The organism is Gabonibacter chumensis, from assembly GCF_024741215.1.
GTDB classification, from domain to species: Bacteria; Bacteroidota; Bacteroidia; order Bacteroidales; family Marinifilaceae; genus Gabonibacter; species Gabonibacter massiliensis.
Genome location: NZ_JANSKB010000003.1, coordinates 242,019 through 259,050, shown reverse-complemented (window position 1 = coordinate 259,050; position 17,032 = coordinate 242,019). Strand labels below are relative to the sequence as shown.

General features: G+C 41.2%; 16 protein-coding genes and 2 tRNA genes. 11 read left to right on the top strand and 7 right to left on the bottom strand.

The window, feature by feature from the left end; translation table 11 throughout:
• Positions 1-4: 4 nt before the first annotated feature.
• The 3 genes from NVS78_RS10585 to atpG are packed head-to-tail and all read left to right on the top strand — an operon-like array spanning position 5 to position 3,012.
• Positions 5-541: a F0F1 ATP synthase subunit delta gene (locus NVS78_RS10585; RefSeq protein ID WP_041502117.1), complete on the top strand. Its 537-nt coding sequence runs from the start codon at positions 5-7 to the stop codon at positions 539-541.
• Positions 542-565: 24 nt separating this feature from the next.
• A complete protein-coding gene (gene atpA / locus NVS78_RS10580) occupies positions 566-2,143 on the top strand; it encodes a F0F1 ATP synthase subunit alpha (RefSeq protein WP_286359159.1) in 1,578 nt (525 codons plus the stop codon).
• Positions 2,144-2,148: 5 nt separating this feature from the next.
• On the top strand, positions 2,149-3,012 hold the full coding sequence (gene atpG / locus NVS78_RS10575; RefSeq protein WP_286359158.1) for an ATP synthase F1 subunit gamma: 864 nt from the start codon (positions 2,149-2,151) through the stop codon (positions 3,010-3,012).
• Here atpG and pgl read toward each other — a convergent pair.
• Together pgl and NVS78_RS10565 are read right to left on the bottom strand one after the other, a co-directional pair.
• A complete protein-coding gene (gene pgl / locus NVS78_RS10570; RefSeq protein WP_286359157.1) occupies positions 2,980-3,783 on the bottom strand; it encodes a 6-phosphogluconolactonase in 804 nt (267 codons plus the stop codon). The genes atpG and pgl overlap by 33 nt on opposite strands.
• Positions 3,784-3,848: 65 nt before the next feature.
• Complete coding sequence (locus NVS78_RS10565) at positions 3,849-5,009, bottom strand: DUF6051 family protein (protein ID WP_286359156.1); 1,161 nt, start codon at positions 5,007-5,009, stop codon at positions 3,849-3,851.
• Between the two features lie 171 nt (positions 5,010-5,180).
• On the opposite strand from NVS78_RS10565, the gene NVS78_RS10560 reads away from it, so the two are divergent.
• Positions 5,181-6,029: a LytR/AlgR family response regulator transcription factor gene (locus NVS78_RS10560; RefSeq protein WP_286359155.1), complete on the top strand. Its 849-nt coding sequence runs from the start codon at positions 5,181-5,183 to the stop codon at positions 6,027-6,029.
• A 72-nt stretch (positions 6,030-6,101) separates the two neighbouring features.
• Here the strand turns inward: NVS78_RS10560 and NVS78_RS10555 are convergent.
• Positions 6,102-6,175, bottom strand: a tRNA-Asp gene (locus NVS78_RS10555).
• Positions 6,176-6,192: 17 nt separating this feature from the next.
• Positions 6,193-6,266 (bottom strand) — tRNA-Asp (locus NVS78_RS10550).
• A gap of 299 nt (positions 6,267-6,565) precedes the next feature.
• On the opposite strand from NVS78_RS10550, the gene gcvH reads away from it, so the two are divergent.
• Entirely contained in the window at positions 6,566-6,940 is a 375-nt protein-coding gene (gene gcvH, locus NVS78_RS10545) for a glycine cleavage system protein GcvH (protein WP_041502219.1), read from the top strand.
• A gap of 74 nt (positions 6,941-7,014) precedes the next feature.
• Entirely contained in the window at positions 7,015-8,400 is a 1,386-nt protein-coding gene (glmM, locus tag NVS78_RS10540; RefSeq protein WP_041502113.1) for a phosphoglucosamine mutase, read from the top strand.
• A 27-nt stretch (positions 8,401-8,427) separates the two neighbouring features.
• Here glmM and NVS78_RS10535 read toward each other — a convergent pair whose 3' ends face one another.
• Complete coding sequence (locus tag NVS78_RS10535) at positions 8,428-9,606, bottom strand: class I SAM-dependent rRNA methyltransferase (RefSeq protein ID WP_041502112.1); 1,179 nt, start codon at positions 9,604-9,606, stop codon at positions 8,428-8,430.
• 118 nt (positions 9,607-9,724) lie between these two features.
• Entirely contained in the window at positions 9,725-9,970 is a 246-nt protein-coding gene (locus tag NVS78_RS10530; RefSeq protein ID WP_041502111.1) for a DNA-binding protein, read from the bottom strand.
• A gap of 420 nt (positions 9,971-10,390) precedes the next feature.
• Here NVS78_RS10530 and NVS78_RS10525 point away from each other — a divergent pair, with 420 nt between their 5' ends.
• Both NVS78_RS10525 and tnaA read left to right on the top strand, forming a co-directional pair.
• A complete protein-coding gene (locus NVS78_RS10525; protein WP_041505395.1) occupies positions 10,391-11,695 on the top strand; it encodes a DEAD/DEAH box helicase in 1,305 nt (434 codons plus the stop codon).
• Between the two features lie 247 nt (positions 11,696-11,942).
• A complete protein-coding gene (tnaA, locus tag NVS78_RS10520) occupies positions 11,943-13,322 on the top strand; it encodes a tryptophanase TnaA (protein WP_041502109.1) in 1,380 nt (459 codons plus the stop codon).
• Between the two features lie 111 nt (positions 13,323-13,433).
• On the opposite strand, the gene NVS78_RS10515 is transcribed toward tnaA, so the two are convergent.
• Positions 13,434-14,030, bottom strand: coding sequence for a DUF4251 domain-containing protein (locus tag NVS78_RS10515; protein ID WP_041502108.1), 597 nt, complete (start codon positions 14,028-14,030; stop codon positions 13,434-13,436).
• A 391-nt stretch (positions 14,031-14,421) separates the two neighbouring features.
• Between NVS78_RS10515 and NVS78_RS10510 the strand changes: the two genes are divergently transcribed.
• From NVS78_RS10510 to NVS78_RS10500, 3 genes are all read left to right on the top strand, one after another.
• Positions 14,422-14,775, top strand: coding sequence for an arsenate reductase family protein (locus NVS78_RS10510; RefSeq protein ID WP_041502107.1), 354 nt, complete (start codon positions 14,422-14,424; stop codon positions 14,773-14,775).
• A 1-nt stretch (position 14,776) separates the two neighbouring features.
• Positions 14,777-15,187 carry a secondary thiamine-phosphate synthase enzyme YjbQ gene (locus NVS78_RS10505; RefSeq protein WP_041502106.1) on the top strand — a complete coding sequence of 137 codons (411 nt, stop codon included), beginning with the start codon at positions 14,777-14,779 and terminating at the stop codon, positions 15,185-15,187.
• Positions 15,188-16,539: 1,352 nt separating this feature from the next.
• On the top strand, positions 16,540-17,028 hold the full coding sequence (locus tag NVS78_RS10500; RefSeq protein WP_286359154.1) for a hypothetical protein: 489 nt from the start codon (positions 16,540-16,542) through the stop codon (positions 17,026-17,028).
• Positions 17,029-17,032: the final 4 nt, after the last annotated feature.

Sequence of the window (17,032 nt, the reverse complement as noted above, 5' to 3'; positions counted from 1 at the left end):
AAACATGGATGAAGGATTGATTGCACGTAGATACGCGAAGGCTCTATTCCGGTACGCGCAAAGTTTAGGAGTAGAAGAGTTGGTCTATGATAAGATGAAGTTATTTCAGGCAAACTATATCTCTCATCCGGATTTGCAAAAGGCTTTGCTGAATCCGATGTTATCGGTTGATGATAAGATACAACTTTTATCGACAGCGATCGGGATAGAGCCGGGACAAGCTTATTTGAGAGCCATTCGGTTGCTGATCAAAAATCACCGGGAGATGTATATGAGATCGATTTGTCTGATGTACCAGAAACTTTATAGAGAGGCTTACGGTATAATACGGGTAAAAGTGGTTACTGCAACCGATCTAAAGGAAGAAGGATTGGAGAGAATCAAGGCATTTGTGAGAAAACATACGGATAAAACGATCGAGTTCGTGCATAAAATAGATCCGGCCATTATAGGGGGATTTATATTAGTAATAGGAACCCGTCAGTTGGATGCTTCATTGCTCAGGGAATTGAAGGATATTCGTCTGGGACTTTTGAAATAGAAATTAATTTTTAAGTGAAAAGTTATGATTAAAGCGGATGAAATTTCAGATATATTAGAGATGCAGCTTAAGGAGGTGGATACCAAAATGGCTTTTGAAGAGGTGGGGACGGTAATGGAGGTCGGTGACGGAGTTGCTCACGTGTTCGGGTTGGATAACGTGCGTTCCAACGAGTTGATCGAGTTTGAAAACGGGGTGCTGGGAGTGGCTATGAATCTGGAAGAGGATAATGTCGGGGTCATACTGATGAATGCGGGAGATAAGGTAAAAGAGAATTTCACGGTAAAGCGTACCGGTAATATAGCCTCTATCAAGGTAGGAGAGGGATTGTTAGGGCGAGTGGTGAATACGTTAGGCGAACCGATCGACGGGGCCGGCCCTATTCAGGGAGATTTGGTCCAACTGCCTTTGGAGCGGAAAGCCCCTGGGGTTATTTATCGTCAGCCGGTGAAGGAACCTCTGCAAACCGGGATTAAAGCGGTCGACTCCATGGTTCCCATCGGTCGAGGACAACGGGAGTTGATCATAGGCGATAGGCAAACAGGAAAGACAACGATAGCAATAGATACCATATTGAATCAGCGAAAGAATTTCGATAAGGGAGATCCTGTCTATTGTATCTATGTGGCGGTCGGACAGAAGGCTTCTTCTGTTGCCATGTTGGTAAATACGTTACGGGAACGCGGAGCCTTAGAGTATACGATCGTATTAGCTGCCAATGCATCGGATTCGGCGGCGATGCGTTATTACGCTCCTTTCGCGGGGGCGACTATCGGAGAGTTTTTCCGGGATAGTGGCCGTCATGCTCTTGTCGTGTATGATGATCTTTCCAAACAAGCCGTGGCTTATCGTGAGATCTCGTTGATTTTGCGCCGTCCTTCCGGACGGGAGGCTTATCCTGGTGATATTTTTTATTTGCATTCCAGGCTGTTGGAGCGGGCCGCACGAATTATTTCGAATGACGAGGTGGCTGCCACCATGAATGATTTGCCGGATGCGTTGAAACCTCGTATTAAGGGAGGTGGGTCTCTGACGGCCTTGCCCATTATCGAAACTCAAGCCGGTGATGTCTCCGCTTATATTCCTACGAATGTGATTTCGATAACGGACGGACAAATATTTTTAGAATCCGGTTTATTTAATGAAGGAGTGCGACCTGCTATTAACGTGGGGGTTTCTGTTTCCCGCGTGGGGGGTAATGCACAAATAAAATCTATGAAAAAAATAGCGGGGACATTGAAAATCGATCAGGCACAGTACCGGGAGTTAGAGGCTTTTGCTAAATTTGGCGGGGATATGGATTCGGTGACGGCTATGGTTATCGACAAGGGACGTAAAAACGCACAACTGTTGATACAGCCTGCTTATTCTCCTATGCCCGTGGAGGAAGAAGTGGCTGTCATATTTTGTGGTACGCAAGCTTTGTTGAAGGGGGTTCCCTTGAAGAATATAGCTGAGTTCGAGAAATTCTTCTTGGAAATTTTGCGATCCAGATACCGGAGAGAAGTACTGGATAAATTACGAGACGGTATTTTGGACGATTCCGTTACTGTTTTGTTGAAAGAGGTTGCAACGGATGTAGCTCAAAAATTTAAGGAATAAACGACATGGCGACGACGCGAGAATTAAAGGGAAGAATTAATTCTGTACATTCTTCCCAAAAAATAACGGGGGCGATGAAAATGATCTCATCGGCGAGGTTGCGGAAAGCAGAAAATGCTTTGTATCATACTCGCCCCTATTTAGAACAATTGCAACGTCTTTTGGAGCGCGTTGCGGGTACGTGCGATTACATTTCTCCATGGAGTATTGAACGGTCCGTGGAAAAAGTTGCCGTTGTCGTTTTCGGGTCGGACGAGGGACTTTGCGGTTCCTTCAACCTCATGTTATATAAAAAATTGCAGGAAGAATTATTGGATAGGGAGAAGGGAAAAAAGGTAGAGGTGTACCCTGTCGGGAAAAAAATTTTGACGGAAGTGAAACGTACGGCAGGTATCGAAATAAAAGAGAGTCCCGGATTGACAGTGCAGAGAGAGCATTCGAACGTTATGTTATCCTTAGCCGATGAACTGATGTATCGTTTCCTGAAGAAAGAAGTTGATCGGGTGGATATCATATACGCTCATTACAAGAGTATCGGTTCCCAGGAAATGACTTGCTTTCAGCTTTTACCCTGGAAAGGGAAAGAGCTTGAAAAACTTTCGGTCACGGAACAGAATAGAATATATATTTATGAGCCGGATTGCGTTTCCATTTTGGATACGGTCTACCCGTTGACGATTCGTTCCACTTTGTATCGGGCTTTTTTGGAGAACCAGACGTCCGAGCAGGCGGCCCGGATTCTTTCCATGCAAATGGCTAATGATAATGCGATTAAGTTACTGGGAAATTTGCAGTTGGAATACAACAAACTTCGACAGCAAGGGATAACGACGGAACTATTGGATATTGCCGGAGGCGTCGTAGAGTGATTTTGGGATACGTTCCGGATAATCCGCATCGAGCAAGGTTGATATCTGCCAGTCTTTGGTTAACGAAAGAGCCGAGCGATCTAAAAAGAGATCCAGGTGAGCGTTATCTTCCTGTAGAATGAATTTGGCCGCGTAATCATCGACTAAATTGGAATCGATTAATATTTCTTTTACGATGGGGGCTTTTTCCGCTCCCGTGATATATAGGCTGATATCACGGGCGTGAAGCGTGGGATTACCGGTTAAGGCTATTCGTTTTTGTCCGGTTTCCGGTTGAAAAGCTACGGCATAATTTTCTTGACAATGGAGAACGGGTTCTTCTCCCGGAAAGATGGAGGAAGTATGTCCGTCATTACCGACACCGACTATAACCATATCGAAAACGGGAATACCGTCTTTGGACGGTAATTGGTCTTTTACCAATTGCGAATAGCGGCAGGCTTCTTCTTCCGGGTCGGCTTCCCCGCGGATACGGAAGATTTGAGATGCGGATAGAGGAATACGGTCTAAAAGCAGCCGTTTAACCAATCCGTAATTACTTGCCGGGTGGGTCGGCGGTACGCAGATTTCGTCTACCCAGTAGAGGCAGACACGCTCCCATGGAATATCTTTTCTGTATTTTCCCGCTAAGGCATTATAAAACGGGATGGGGGTATTGCCGCCCGGTATGGCTAAATGGAAAGTCCCCTCTTTTTCTTTCATCTTTTCCATCAGTTTCCTACATAACGCGTGAGCCGTTTTTCGAGGCGAAGAATATACGTGCAATTTCATTTTCCTGTCAATTGGTTTATTCGTTGTACGTTTACGGCTTTATTTTGTTTACGGGAAAGATAGAGTTAAAGAAAAGAAGCTGCTTTATTAAAGAGACCCTCGAATGATTGATAAAGTAATTCGGGGGCGATGTGCGTATGGGAAGGGAACGGATTCTGATGGTTGTAATCATACGGGAAATCCCATTCCTCTAACATCGTGGTGGCGTTAGATTCTCCCAGGGCTTCGATGACGCCGGACGTCGGCATAACGACATCTTTCTTCAACGTGAGGATTCTGATCCGTTCTCTGTTCTTTTCGAAGAATGCTTCCCTGTACTCTTTGCCGGTTTCGGGAACGAGCATGGCCTTAAAAGCTTTTTCCAGGAAATCTTCTTTACATACCGCGGGTAGCAGCCGGTGATGCTCGTTGTTCTCTAAAAAGTTATGGAGAAAATACTGACGTACGCGTTCATAGGCTTCCTGGTCCATGATATCCCTTGCGTTTCCGTTCATTCGACTGAATATGGAACCGCCGCAGAACATGAATAAGCGGCTGTTTTGAACCAAGTGATCCGGATTGGCTAACAATAAAACCTGAGCAAGAAACGCACCTATCGAGTAAGCGAATATGTTTACAGACGAATCTTCTTTGAAAAGCGGATGTTCGCCATGTTTGATTTCAGATAATAGTTGCCATAGATTGAAAACGGATTCCCTTCCTGAAGCATAAAAACGGATGGGACTTTCGGATAGTCGACTGCTCAGAGCCACGTTGACAAAGGTCGAATTTTGCAGGTCGTTGATCTGTTGTTTGCGTCTAATTACCCAAGGCAGGATAGCTCTTGGGTTGTACCAGTTACTGGGAGTCCTGTTCATGTGAAAGGCAATGGGAAAAAGGATAACGGCTTTTCCGGTTGCCAAAGAGAGAAATTCTGCCCATGTCAGGTATTTTTCCCAGCTTCGTTCGTTTAATCCGTGTAAAAACAGAATCGCCTGGTCGGTTTTCTGCGTTCCTTTGGGAACGAAAATCGTGTATTGGAAATTTTTATTTTCTTCGATACCGTTATCGCGTATCGGGCAAAATTCCGTGGTGGGGATAGACTCTTGGAAACAATTGATTTCGTTTTCCCCGATGCGTTGTATAAAACGATAGGGACGAATTTCCAAAGGTCTGTCTTCGATAGTCGTCTTTTTTTCGTAAGAAAAAATAGTTTTCAGTTGTTGGGTGCGTAACGAAATTTTCATGACTTAGCGTGTTTTCATATACAAACAAAAAAGAGAATACTCTATTTTCCAAAAAAAAGTTTCCGTGCTTCCCGGAAAGGGATAAAAACCGATATAATGGGGTAAAATTCATTTATGCGTGGTGAAAATTTTGGAAAAAAATAACGTATCTTTGTTTAAAAACATGGAAAAATGGGATTGTTGAATCGTAAAATACCGGCTTACATGTACGAGAAATCGAACTTGGTTCGTTTGGTCTTGTTTACAGCTCTTTTTGCTCTTGTATTTATTAATATATATAAACCTTTCAGTTCTTCTTACTGGTATCCTGTTTCCGAATTCAAATTTTTTCTCTTCTCGAGTTTGGTCATTTTGACGGGGGTACTGGTGGTGGTCATCAGTCGTATCATCATGTATCATTATGTAAAGTCTCGTTTTATTTCATACGGTCAATACGGGCTTTGGATTTTGGGAGAAATATTTTTGATGGCTCTTTTTTACACGATATATACGCTCTCGTTAAAAGAAGGAAAGGAGGTGTTGGATGTTTTTAAAGACTCCATGAAGAATACGAGTTTGGTATTGCTCCTTCCTTACGCTATTCTTATGCTTTATTTTTCCAAACAGGAAAAAGAACGTCAATTAAGGAGACTGGAAGAGGGAAGGGTGGATGTCGGCGGGAAGGGAACCGTCCTTTCGTTTTATGACGAGAAAGGAGAGCTGCGTTTATCCGTAAAGCGGAGTAATCTGTTATACATGGAGTCGGCAGACAATTATGTTTTTATCTGGTACCTGAACAAGGGGATCGTGACCCGGTTTATGTTGCGTAATACGTTGAAGAACATAGAAAAACATTTTATCAATACGACCGTATTGCGTTGTCATCGTTCCTATATGGTGAACTTCGAGCAGGTCAAAGTCATTCGACGCGGAAAAGACGGGATATATTTAGAATTGGGAGTGGATAAGGTTCCGGATATTCCGATTTCAAAAACCTATAGTGAGAAAGTTACCCGGTGGTTTATGAGCTACTCCTCCTGAGCGAAGTTGTGCCGAGATTATTTTTAAATGAAAAAGCCCTGAAAGATTCGTTTTCAGAGCTTTATATTTTAGCGGTGCGGACGGGACTCGAACCCGCGACCCCATGCGTGACAGGCATGTATTCTAACCAGCTGAACTACCACACCAAAATATTTCAAAAAAGCGGTTCGGACGGGACTCGAACCCGCGACCCCATGCGTGACAGGCATGTATTCTAACCAGCTGAACTACCGAACCTTTTTGTATAGAATAACCGCTGTTATTCCCAATTGCGGTGCAAAGATATAGACTTTTTCTTATTCTGCAATACCCGTAGGAAGAAAAATGAAAAAAAGTTATTTAAAAAAGGGGAGACAAGTAAGAAAAAAATGATTCCCGTTATTCTCTTCTGAAAAGATACCTTTTGAGTATTAAAATGTTAAATATACGGAGAATAAAATAGAGATGTAAAATATTTGATTACTGTTTTGGAGTTTAATTTTTTGAGTATATTTGTGGCATTAATATACGTCAAATTTAATTTAATTAATAAGATAATGAACGTACCAGCAGAATTAAAGTACACTAAAGAACACGAATGGATTCGTGTTGAGAGTGAAGAAGCATTTATCGGTATAACGGATTATGCGCAAAGTCAATTAGGTGATATCGTATTTGTAGAGGTCGAAACCGAAGGAGATAGTTTGGAGGCTGGAGATACTTTCGGAACGATTGAAGCCGTGAAGACCGTATCGGATCTTTATATGCCGGTTGCCGGTGAGGTGATTGAATTCAATGCTGCATTGGAAGATCAACCGGATTTGGTAAACAAGGATCCTTATGGAGAAGGTTGGATCATCAAGGTCAAAATAGACGATGAAGCTCAATTGGACGGATTGCTTAGTGCTGATGCCTATAAAGCGTTGATTTAAACATATTATGGATGGTAGAGACTGTACCTTTATTCTTGAGTGGAGGTACAGTCTTTTTTTTTGTATAAACAATTATGACACTAATAAAATCTATTTCAGGAATTCGTGGAACGGTCGGAGGGAGGCCGGGTGAAAATCTTACTCCTTTGGATATTGTTAAGTTTGTTTCTGCTTACGCGACTTGGCTGAAAGAGAAAGCTGGAAAGCAAAAGGCAAAGATTGTATTGGGACGGGATGCAAGAGTATCCGGTGATATGTATGCCAAATTGGTAGAAGCGACACTTTCCGCTTTGGGGCATGATGTCGTGAATATCGGGTTAGCGACGACTCCGACAACCGAGGTTGCGGTTACGGCGGAGAAGGCCGATGGCGGTATTATTCTGACGGCGAGTCATAATCCCAAGCAATGGAATGCTTTAAAACTGCTGAATGCTGAAGGAGAATTCCTTTCTGCCGAAGAAGGGGGTAAAGTGTTGGAAATGGCAGAAGAGGAGTGTTTCGAATATGCTGATGTGGATGGATTAGGGATGATCACGTATAAGGATTATACCGATTATCATATTCAGCAAGTTTTGGATTTAAAATTGGTAAATCGGGAGGCTATAGCCAAGGCCAATCTAAAGGTTGTCGTGGATGCCGTGAATTCCGTGGGTGGAGTTGTCATTCCTGCTCTATTGAAGGCTTTGGGAGTAAAAGAGATCATTCCATTGAATTGTGAGCCGACCGGACATTTCAGTCATAATCCGGAACCTATTCCTGAAAATTTAACGCAAATATCAGAAAAAATAAAAGCATGCGGTGCCGATTTGGGAATTGTGGTAGATCCGGATGTCGATCGTTTGGCGTTGGTTTGTGAGAATGGCGAAATGTTCGTGGAGGAGTATACCTTAGTTGCTGTTGCCGATTACGTTTTAAAACATACTCCGGGAAACACGGTTTCTAATCTCTCTTCTTCCAGGGCCTTGAAGGATATAACCCTCGGATACGGACACTCTTATTATGCAGCGGCGGTCGGAGAAGTCAATGTCGTTGCCAAAATGAAAGAGACGCGGACCGTAATCGGGGGAGAAGGAAACGGGGGAGTTATTTACCCGGAGAGTCATTACGGTCGGGATGCTTTAGTCGGAGTAGGGCTTTTCCTTTCCCATTATGTTGCAGAAGGGAAAAAAATGACGGAGTTGAAAGCAGCCTATCCGCGGTATTTTATTTCAAAAAATAAATTGACCCTGTCCCCGAGTACGGATGTGGATAAGATCCTGACCGGATTAAAACAAAAATATGCCTCGGAGGAGATAACGGATATAGATGGAGTGAAAATTGATTTTGCAGAGGGGTGGGTACATTTGAGAAAATCAAATACGGAGCCCATTATCCGGATCTATTCGGAAGCAAAAGACGAGAATTCCGCCAATCGATTAGCTGATGAAGTTATACAAGTAGCCCGGAGTTTAATCGGATAAAAAAATCGGCAAGTGCCGATTTTTTTATTATTCCACGTATAAAACCAGTCCTTTTAAGTACTCTCCTTCCGGGTGGTAGATGTTGATCGGATGATCGGCCGGTTGTGTCAGCTGATGTAAAATCTTTACTTTTCTTCCCGTGTTGGCTGCTGCCGTGAAAACGGTTTGCCTGAAAAGTTCTTTGGTCATCACCTGGGAACAAGAGAAAGTGAAAATGAGACCACCGGGTTTTACGACTTCGATTCCTTTGCGATTGAGTTTCTTGTATCCTTGAATGGCGTTTTCCAGTACATTCTGGTGTTTGGCGAAAGCTGGGGGGTCGAGGATGATGAGGTCGTATGTGTATTTGGATTTTTCCAAGAACTTGAAGGCGTCTTCAACGAAAGCTTCGTGTCTTGAATCTCCCGGGAAATTTAAATCTACATTTCGGTTCGTGAGCTCGATGGCCCGGGCCGAAGCGTCAACGGAGTGTACCAGGCGTGCTCCTCCACGCATAGCGTAAAAGGAGAAACCTCCCGTGTAGCAAAACATGTTCAATACGTTTTTATCTTTCGCGTATTTTTCTAACAAACTGCGATTCTCCCTTTGGTCAACAAAAAATCCGGTTTTTTGTCCTTCGAGCCAATCGACGTTGAATTTTAAACCGTTTTCTATGGCAATGAAGTTTTCAGATGCTCCGTATAAATATTCGTTACGGGGATTTAATCCCGCTTTAAAAGGGAGGGTTCCTTCCGATTTATCGTATATGGCTGATAACTGATCTCCCATAACCTCTACGATTGCTTTGGCTATTTCCTGACGAACTTTATACATACCGACCGAATGGAATTGAACGACGGCGACACCGGCATAAAAATCGACGATTAAACCGGGAAGATCATCCCCTTCTCCGTGTATCAAACGATATACATTGGAGTCGTGGGATTTTGCCAGTCCGATCGTTATCCTGGTATCGTATGCTTGTTGGATACGTTCTTTCCAAAACGCATAATCGATCTCTCTTTGTTCAAAGCAGAGAACCCGAACGGCGATGCTTCCGATCTGGTAATGTCCGATACACATAAATTCTTCATCGTAGTTGTATACTTCGACCACATCGCCTTCCTGGAGATCACGCGGCATTTTAGCTATGGCACCGGAAAATATCCATGGATGCAAACGGAAAAGAGAGCGTTCTTTACCGGCTTTTAATATTATTTTGTTCATAATTTTATTTGTCTATCACCTGTGCGATATCGATTTTTCCGGCGCAAAAGTAGCTAAAAAACGGATAAAAAAATACCGGGAACTGTTTTCATCGTTTCCCGGCATTCAATTTCTTTGTTTACACTTCCAGCATTTCTTTTGCTTTTTCAAGGATTGTCGTGTCGTCTAAAACAACGATTCCACCGTTTGGACCTTGTTCTAAATGAATACCGGCAGAACTACCCTCTTCATAATTATCCCCTCCGAAGTAGTTTCTTACGGTATCGGTACTGATTCCCAATTCATCCGCAATTTTTTGCATGCTACCGTGTGGCAACATATCTTTAATTCTTCTTAATTCGTTGAATGTAATAGTATAAGTCATAACGTAGTAGTTTTAGAATTATTACCTGCAATAAATGTAGAACTTTATTTTGAGAAAAGCAAATAAAATATTCTGTTCTCCGACTCTAATTTGTAGCCGGTCTGAAACATGGATTTGGATAACTCTTTTATTATGAGAGAATATATTTATTGTATTTAGATACATTATATTTTATGGCGGTTGCCTCGTATCGCCTTTGTTATGGAGAATCAACGCGTACGACCGATATCTTTCTTGTAGACAGCCGGAAGGACGGAGAAGCGAAAGAGTTTTCTTGTAATTAAATAGGTTTTTTATTTTTCAGGAGAGATGCTTTTTATACCTTTGTACACTCGATTATTGAGTATTAAGATGAATAGTCCGGTTGTTAGATGAGACTATTTATGAAAGAAGATCTAAATTATAAATCTATTTTAAAGCATGAGTTTTCAGGATTTAAATATAAGTAAGCAGATATTGATGGCTTTGGAAGAAGCCGGATTCGAGACGCCTACACCTATTCAAAGAGAGGTATTTCCTGTCGTTCGTTCCGGAATGGATGTGATTGGAATAGCACAGACGGGAACAGGGAAGACATTGGCTTACCTGATACCGATATTGATGAAATTGCATTACGCTCAGGATGTTTATCCGCGGGCCTTGGTTGTCGTTCCGACCCGGGAATTGGTGGTTCAAGTATGTGAAAGTGTAGAGCTTTTGGCAGAGTATATGGATATTCGCTGTGTCGGGATATACGGAGGAACTAATATTCGTACGCAACAGGATAAGGTGTATGAAGGCGTGGACTTGCTGGTGGCGACTCCCGGGCGATTTATGGATATTTATTATAATGGTATTATTCGGACCAAATTGATCAAAACGGTTGTTATAGATGAAGCGGACCGGTTGATGGATTTGGGATTTTTACCTCAATTGAAAAGTATTCTGGAGGTTATTCCCGAGAAACACCAAACCTTGTTGTTTTCCGCCACTTTTTCGGAGGCCGTGAATATGCTGGCAAGTGATTTTTTGCGTGATCCGGTAAGAGTGGAGGTCGATCGGCAGGCGACCCCGGTGGAACATATCGAACAGATACGGTATGACGTACCCAATATCATGACGAAGATTAATTTGTTGAAGTTGTTATTAGCTGATAAAGAAAGTTTTAAAAAGGTTATGATATTTACGGAAACCAAAAAGAACGCGGATCGTATCGTGGAGCGATTGGCGGACTATTGGAGAAATGAATTAAGTGTAATTCATTCGAATAAGGCACAGAATACCCGCTTGAAAGCCTTAAACGCTTTTAAAGAGGGAACGACTCGAATCATGGTTGCCTCCGATGTGGCGGCACGCGGTATCGACGTACAGGATATTACGCATGTTATAAATTTTGATATTCCTTCTCTTGCGGAAGAGTATGTACACCGTATCGGGAGAACGGCCCGAGCCGGGAAAACGGGAACGGCTATAAGCTTTGTTTCCGAGAAAGAGGAAGAGCGTTTTGACGATATAGAAAAACTGATCTCGCAAAAAGTGAAATTGGCGGATTTACCTGAAGATTTGGAAGTGTCTCAGCTTTTATTGGATGAAGAGCGGATACAGACCAATAATATCGTTTACCAGAGAGGAAAACCGCAAGGGGGAGGGGCTTTTCATACACGGAAGCAAAAGAACAGTTATACGACGGATGACAATCGTAGAAACGTAAAGGCCAAAAGGATGGCACATCGTAAGAAAAGATAGAGATATAAAAAAGATCAAAATTATTTTGATCTTTTTTTTTATTTTCTCAAATTTGCCTGCATGAAAGTAAGAAACGTCATATTGATCAATCAGCTTTTTCTGAATATTAAGAAGCGGGATGCGTTTCTTGTCTTGGCGTGAAGTTTTTTCACGGACTTTCCTATGCAAAAGACCGCTGGGTCTGATTATTTGTGAAAAGAATCAAATAAAATAACTTATATTATTTACCAATTTAAATTTTAGGATTATGGAATTGCCATTTTCAGAATCGTATAGAATTAAGATGGTGGAAACCATCCGTAAAAGTACGCGTGAAGAACGCGAACAATGGATTAAAGAGGCGAAGTATAACCTGTTTAACCTGAAGAGCGATTATGTGTTCATCGACTTGTTAACGGATTCCGGAACCGGAGCCATGAGTGATAAGCAATGGTCGGAATTGATGTTGGGTGATGAGAGTTACGCCGGGGCTCGTTCTTACTATAACATGAAGAACGCGATTAAAAATATTTTAGGTTTTGATTATTTCTTGCCTACCCACCAAGGACGTGCTGCCGAAAATGTTCTTTACTCAACCATTATTAAAGAAGGAGATGTACTTCCAGGTAATTCTCATTTCGATACGACAAAAGGACATATTGAATTTCGTAAGGCTTTAGCCATTGATTGTACGATAGACGAAGCTGCCGATACGCAATTGGAAATTCCGTTCAAAGGGAATATGGATCCGGCTAAGCTGGAAGCCGTATTAAAGAAATACCCGAAGGAGAAAATTCCGGCAGTCGTTTTGACGGTCACCAATAACACGGCCGGAGGACAACCGGTTTCTATGGCTAATATACGTGAGGTTTCCGCTATCTGTAAGAAATACGGTGTTAATCTGCAAATTGATTCCGCTCGTTTTGCTGAAAATGCGTACTTTATCAAAACCCGGGAGAAGGGTTATGAGAATAAAACTATCAAGGAGATCGTAAAAGAGATGTTCTCCTATGCCGATATTATGACAATGTCCTCTAAAAAAGACGCTATCGTGAATATGGGCGGATTTGTAGCGTTCAAAAATGAGGAACTATGGAAGAAATGCCAGATGTTCTGTATCATGAACGAAGGGTTTATCACTTACGGAGGTATGTCCGGTCGTGATATGAACGCTTTGGCTCAAGGTTTGGATGAGGGGACTGAGTTCGATTACCTGGAAACCCGTATCAAACAAGTTGAATATCTGGGGGCTAAATTGGATGAATACGGTATTCCGTATCAACGTCCTGCCGGTGGACACGCTATTTTTGTGGATGCCAAGAAGATCCTGACTCATGTTCCGAAAGAAGAATTCATTGCTCAAACTTTAGGTATTGAGCTTTATTTGGAAGCCGGTATCCGCGGTGTAGAGATCGGTTCGATCTTAGCTGACCGTGATCCGGTTACCCGCGAAAATCGTTATCCGAAATTGGAGTTGTTACGTTTGGCTATCCCGCGTAGAACATACACCAACAATCATATGGATGTGATTGCAGCAGCGTTGAAGAATGTATATGACCGGAGAGAATCAATTAATCGCGGTTACGTGATTACCAAAGAGTTCCCGATTATGCGTCACTTTACCGTGGAATTGGAACCTGCCAAGTAAATTTTGGGGAGTAGAATATGAAAACCGGGTTGGTGTGAGCCAACCCGGTTTTTTCATGTGCGAAAATTGAGTAATTGAATATTAAATGAGTTGTGTCGTAAAGTTTTTCACTTAAAAACTGAACCCACTTTCAAAAATATTAGATTGACTGTAAGGTAGCAGTATACCGGAGAAAGTCAATTGTCTTCCGTTCGTGTTGCCGGTTACCGTTGCCGTCGCGTAGTTACTTCCGTACGAGAGTTGTACCGTAACTTGTGCAAAAATAGCAGCACCCATGACATTGAACGTGTAAGTAACATTCCCTTTCTTGTCTATTCTTTGATGTATACTGGATGGCCAACCGGTAACCGTGATCCCTCCGAGTCCGTTAGGACCGGGATTGAAGCCGTTGAAGGCTAATTGTAAGGAAACCCGATTACGATCCATCGCGATAAAGTTCGTGTTGTTGGTTACGGACATCGGCATGCCGTAATTATTATACAAGGTATTTGCCTGTAATGCCCAACTATTGTTCTTTAACGCTTGTAGTGCATTTTGGTAAGCGATTTCGTTTTGTAACTGGCGAACCATTTTATTATGTGCCCTCATCGCTTGTCTGTGTGCTTTTCTCTCCGCTTTTATCTCTTGTTTTGTTTTGGTTTGTGCTTGAAGACTGAAATCGTAAAACAAGAATGTAGCCATTGCCAATAAAAAAAGTAATCTTTTCATAGCGTCTCTTTTTTATTTTTTTATGTAGTTTAGTTTAACGAATTTATCCCATTCGATACTCCTCTTGTGATGCTAGTCTCTATCCATAAGGAGTAGAATATTGAAATTCTATGGCATATACGTGAGGGATGGAAAGAGGGTTAGCCTTCTTTCTTTAAAAAAGATTAATTTTCTCCTTTTCCGTTAGAATAAATTAGAAAACTTTGAATAAAAACAGATGTGGTATAAGAGATAAGTTGAAGTGTATTGTTTTGATATATAGTGATATAGTTGTCTGACGGATCTTTTGTAAAGACAATCTTTCCTGTTTGTTTCGTTTTTCAAACCGGTGATATTTGTATACTTTTGTAAGCGTTCGAAAACGGAAGTGTATACATGAAATGGAAATATTATGAGCTATTTATTTTTAGAATACCCCAAATGCAGTACTTGCCGGAATGCCAGAAAGTGGTTGGATCAACATCGTGTTTTATATGAGGACAGAGATATCGTTGTGAATAAGCCGACATTTAATGAGTTAAAAGAGTGGATAATCCGGAGCGGATTGCCTGTCAGGAGTTTTTTTAATACAAGCGGGCAATTATACCGGGCACTTCAATTGAAAGATAAATTACCCTTGTTGAGTGAAGAGGAGCAGTTGAAGCTCTTGGCTTCTGACGGAAAACTGGTAAAACGTCCTTTGCTGATAGGAAAAGACCGGGTGTGGGTAGGTTTTCATGTGGAGGATTGGGAAAATATAGGCTGACATGGTCGTACAAATAGAATTTGCACTTCGGGAAAAACCGAGAGGTGTTCATGTGATTACGGATGAAGTTATCTGCCATTTACCTCTTTTGCCGGAAACGGGTATATTGAATTTGTTTATAAAACATACTTCTGCTGCTCTGACGTTGAATGAGAATGCAGATCCCGAAGTCCGGGGGGATCTCGAACGTATTTTTAATCGTTTGGTAAAAGAACGGGAACCCTATTACCGCCATGTGTTGGAGGGGGATGACGATATGCCGGCTCATGCTAAAACAGTCATTGCCGGGGTAACGCTTACGATCCCGATCTCGGGCGGAAAATTGAATCTGGGTACCTGGCAGGGAATATACCTTTGCGAGTTTAGGGAACAGGGGGGAGCACGTCGGCTTGTGGCAACCGTAATTGCTTAGAGATCGTATCTTGGGAAATAAAAAACAGTAGATTGAAAACTTACATTTACTTCAATCTGCTGTTTCGATTTTGCTATTATTCCTTTTTTGGGTGTATTATTTTTTGTTATAGCGTAAGACGGAATCTCACCATTTTGATCCAATGTAAAAATCTGTACTTTTGATGTGGTGCGGGAGTGCACGAATGAATGGATTTATTTTTTACGGATCCCTTTGATTATGTAATATAAAGCGTAAATGACAGCGAAAAAGAATCCGGCAATTATTAACATGGTGACTATGTCTGCGGCATATCCGCCTAATTTATACGCTAAGCTGTCTTCCATCAAGAGGGATTTGAATTACGGAACAAATGTATCTAAATAAACAATAAGAAGCAAATTGAAAACAGCATTCCGTATTCAATAGGCAGAAATACAATTTACAATGGTTAGGTCAAGTACCAGCCGGCAAAATGTAGAAGTGTCGAAAAAAGGGCTGTCCATTATTATCGAGACAGCCCTTGGTGGTCGTTTCGAGAATTATTCCCGTGTGTTGTGTTAAATGAACTTGTAACAAATATAGACAAATTAATTATAAACGAACTATTCTATTTACTTCTCCAAAAATTGTTTGGGGTGCTGCTTGGAATGGAATTAGCTTGTTATTAGGTGATTATTGTATGGGCGATCAATGTAAGTATGAGAATAATAACTACAAATAAGATACGAAAGAACTACAATTGCAGTACATAAAATAAGTTTTGAGAGATTATTTTCGTAAATACTCACAGAAACGAAAAAGTCAAAAAGGAGTGAATTGATATACCTAATTACTTTAAACCGGTAAATAGCTAATTAAATTGGGCAAATAGTGTTTTGGGGAAAAATGTTGAGGGTGGTATGCGAGGGGGTGTTACGTTCTTTATATTTATTTGTCATTCGGACCCTTGGTGCAGGATTAGGTACGGCAACAATTCTGGCTGTAATGTCACCTACAGTAACTTGTGCCGTCGGAAACTCTGTTTGGAATGGAATAATATGATTTGGAATTTGATATTTGAAGAAGACAACGGGGATACATCAAATGTAATTATGAATTTCTTCATGAGTAATTCGGAGGAAAAGAAAAAACTTCTTCGAAACATGGGAGTAGAATTGTATTATGCGGAACATGAAAATGTTTTTTTTGTTTTCTCATTTCCTTATGTTTTTGTAATAATATTATTATGATAAATTATATTATAATAATAAATATTATGCGTGTGTAGTGTGTGGATATAAAAAATAATTGTCTTAATTTTACACAAATATTATTTTTTATAATAATATTTATTCAAATAACCATTTTACTAACCTCTAAAATTAAAAATCATGAAAAAAACGATTCAACTAGTAGTATTAACGTTGATTCTCCTTGTCGGGGGAATATCAACGAGTATGGCACAATATGTACCCATGCGAACTCAAATGTGTTATGAAGGAGAAACCTTCACGGTCAGTTTTTTGGGAGTTACGTTTAATCCTGTGAAAACGATTTGGGTTAGACATCATTTTCTTAATACCACGATTCTAAGCTGGGAGGTGGGGATAGATATAGGTATATTTAATTATGTTGGAGTGACTATAGAGAATAGTGGGATCTATGATTTTGGTCATGATATAGATAATCTCGGTTATATTCATGATGTAAGATTGATTGTGGAACTTATCGTGCTTCAAAAGCCTGACGCTTCAATGGTTGCAAGAATGGGTAAAACGGATGATGTAAGAGGTATCAATCACGGTCTTCTTTTTTCCCGTTTAGCTTGTATCGAGGAAAAAAGTTTAGTTTGGCAATCCAACCTGTTTGTATTAGCGTAGCTTA

What these genes read in the sequence shown, in the direction of transcription:
- NVS78_RS10585 (WP_041502117.1), top strand. Translation starts at nt 5, where the DNA reads ATGGATGAAGGATTGATTGCACGTAGATACGCGAAGGCTCTATTCCGG.
- atpA (WP_286359159.1), top strand. Translation starts at nt 566, where the DNA reads ATGATTAAAGCGGATGAAATTTCAGATATATTAGAGATGCAGCTTAAG.
- atpG (WP_286359158.1), top strand. Translation starts at nt 2,149, where the DNA reads ATGGCGACGACGCGAGAATTAAAGGGAAGAATTAATTCTGTACATTCT.
- pgl (WP_286359157.1), bottom strand. Translation starts at nt 3,783, where the DNA reads ATGAAATTGCACGTATATTCTTCGCCTCGAAAAACGGCTCACGCGTTA.
- NVS78_RS10565 (WP_286359156.1), bottom strand. Translation starts at nt 5,009, where the DNA reads ATGAAAATTTCGTTACGCACCCAACAACTGAAAACTATTTTTTCTTAC.
- NVS78_RS10560 (WP_286359155.1), top strand. Translation starts at nt 5,181, where the DNA reads ATGGGATTGTTGAATCGTAAAATACCGGCTTACATGTACGAGAAATCG.
- gcvH (WP_041502219.1), top strand. Translation starts at nt 6,566, where the DNA reads ATGAACGTACCAGCAGAATTAAAGTACACTAAAGAACACGAATGGATT.
- glmM (WP_041502113.1), top strand. Translation starts at nt 7,015, where the DNA reads ATGACACTAATAAAATCTATTTCAGGAATTCGTGGAACGGTCGGAGGG.
- NVS78_RS10535 (WP_041502112.1), bottom strand. Translation starts at nt 9,606, where the DNA reads ATGAACAAAATAATATTAAAAGCCGGTAAAGAACGCTCTCTTTTCCGT.
- NVS78_RS10530 (WP_041502111.1), bottom strand. Translation starts at nt 9,970, where the DNA reads ATGACTTATACTATTACATTCAACGAATTAAGAAGAATTAAAGATATG.
- NVS78_RS10525 (WP_041505395.1), top strand. Translation starts at nt 10,391, where the DNA reads ATGAGTTTTCAGGATTTAAATATAAGTAAGCAGATATTGATGGCTTTG.
- tnaA (WP_041502109.1), top strand. Translation starts at nt 11,943, where the DNA reads ATGGAATTGCCATTTTCAGAATCGTATAGAATTAAGATGGTGGAAACC.
- NVS78_RS10515 (WP_041502108.1), bottom strand. Translation starts at nt 14,030, where the DNA reads ATGAAAAGATTACTTTTTTTATTGGCAATGGCTACATTCTTGTTTTAC.
- NVS78_RS10510 (WP_041502107.1), top strand. Translation starts at nt 14,422, where the DNA reads ATGAGCTATTTATTTTTAGAATACCCCAAATGCAGTACTTGCCGGAAT.
- NVS78_RS10505 (WP_041502106.1), top strand. Translation starts at nt 14,777, where the DNA reads ATGGTCGTACAAATAGAATTTGCACTTCGGGAAAAACCGAGAGGTGTT.
- NVS78_RS10500 (WP_286359154.1), top strand. Translation starts at nt 16,540, where the DNA reads ATGAAAAAAACGATTCAACTAGTAGTATTAACGTTGATTCTCCTTGTC.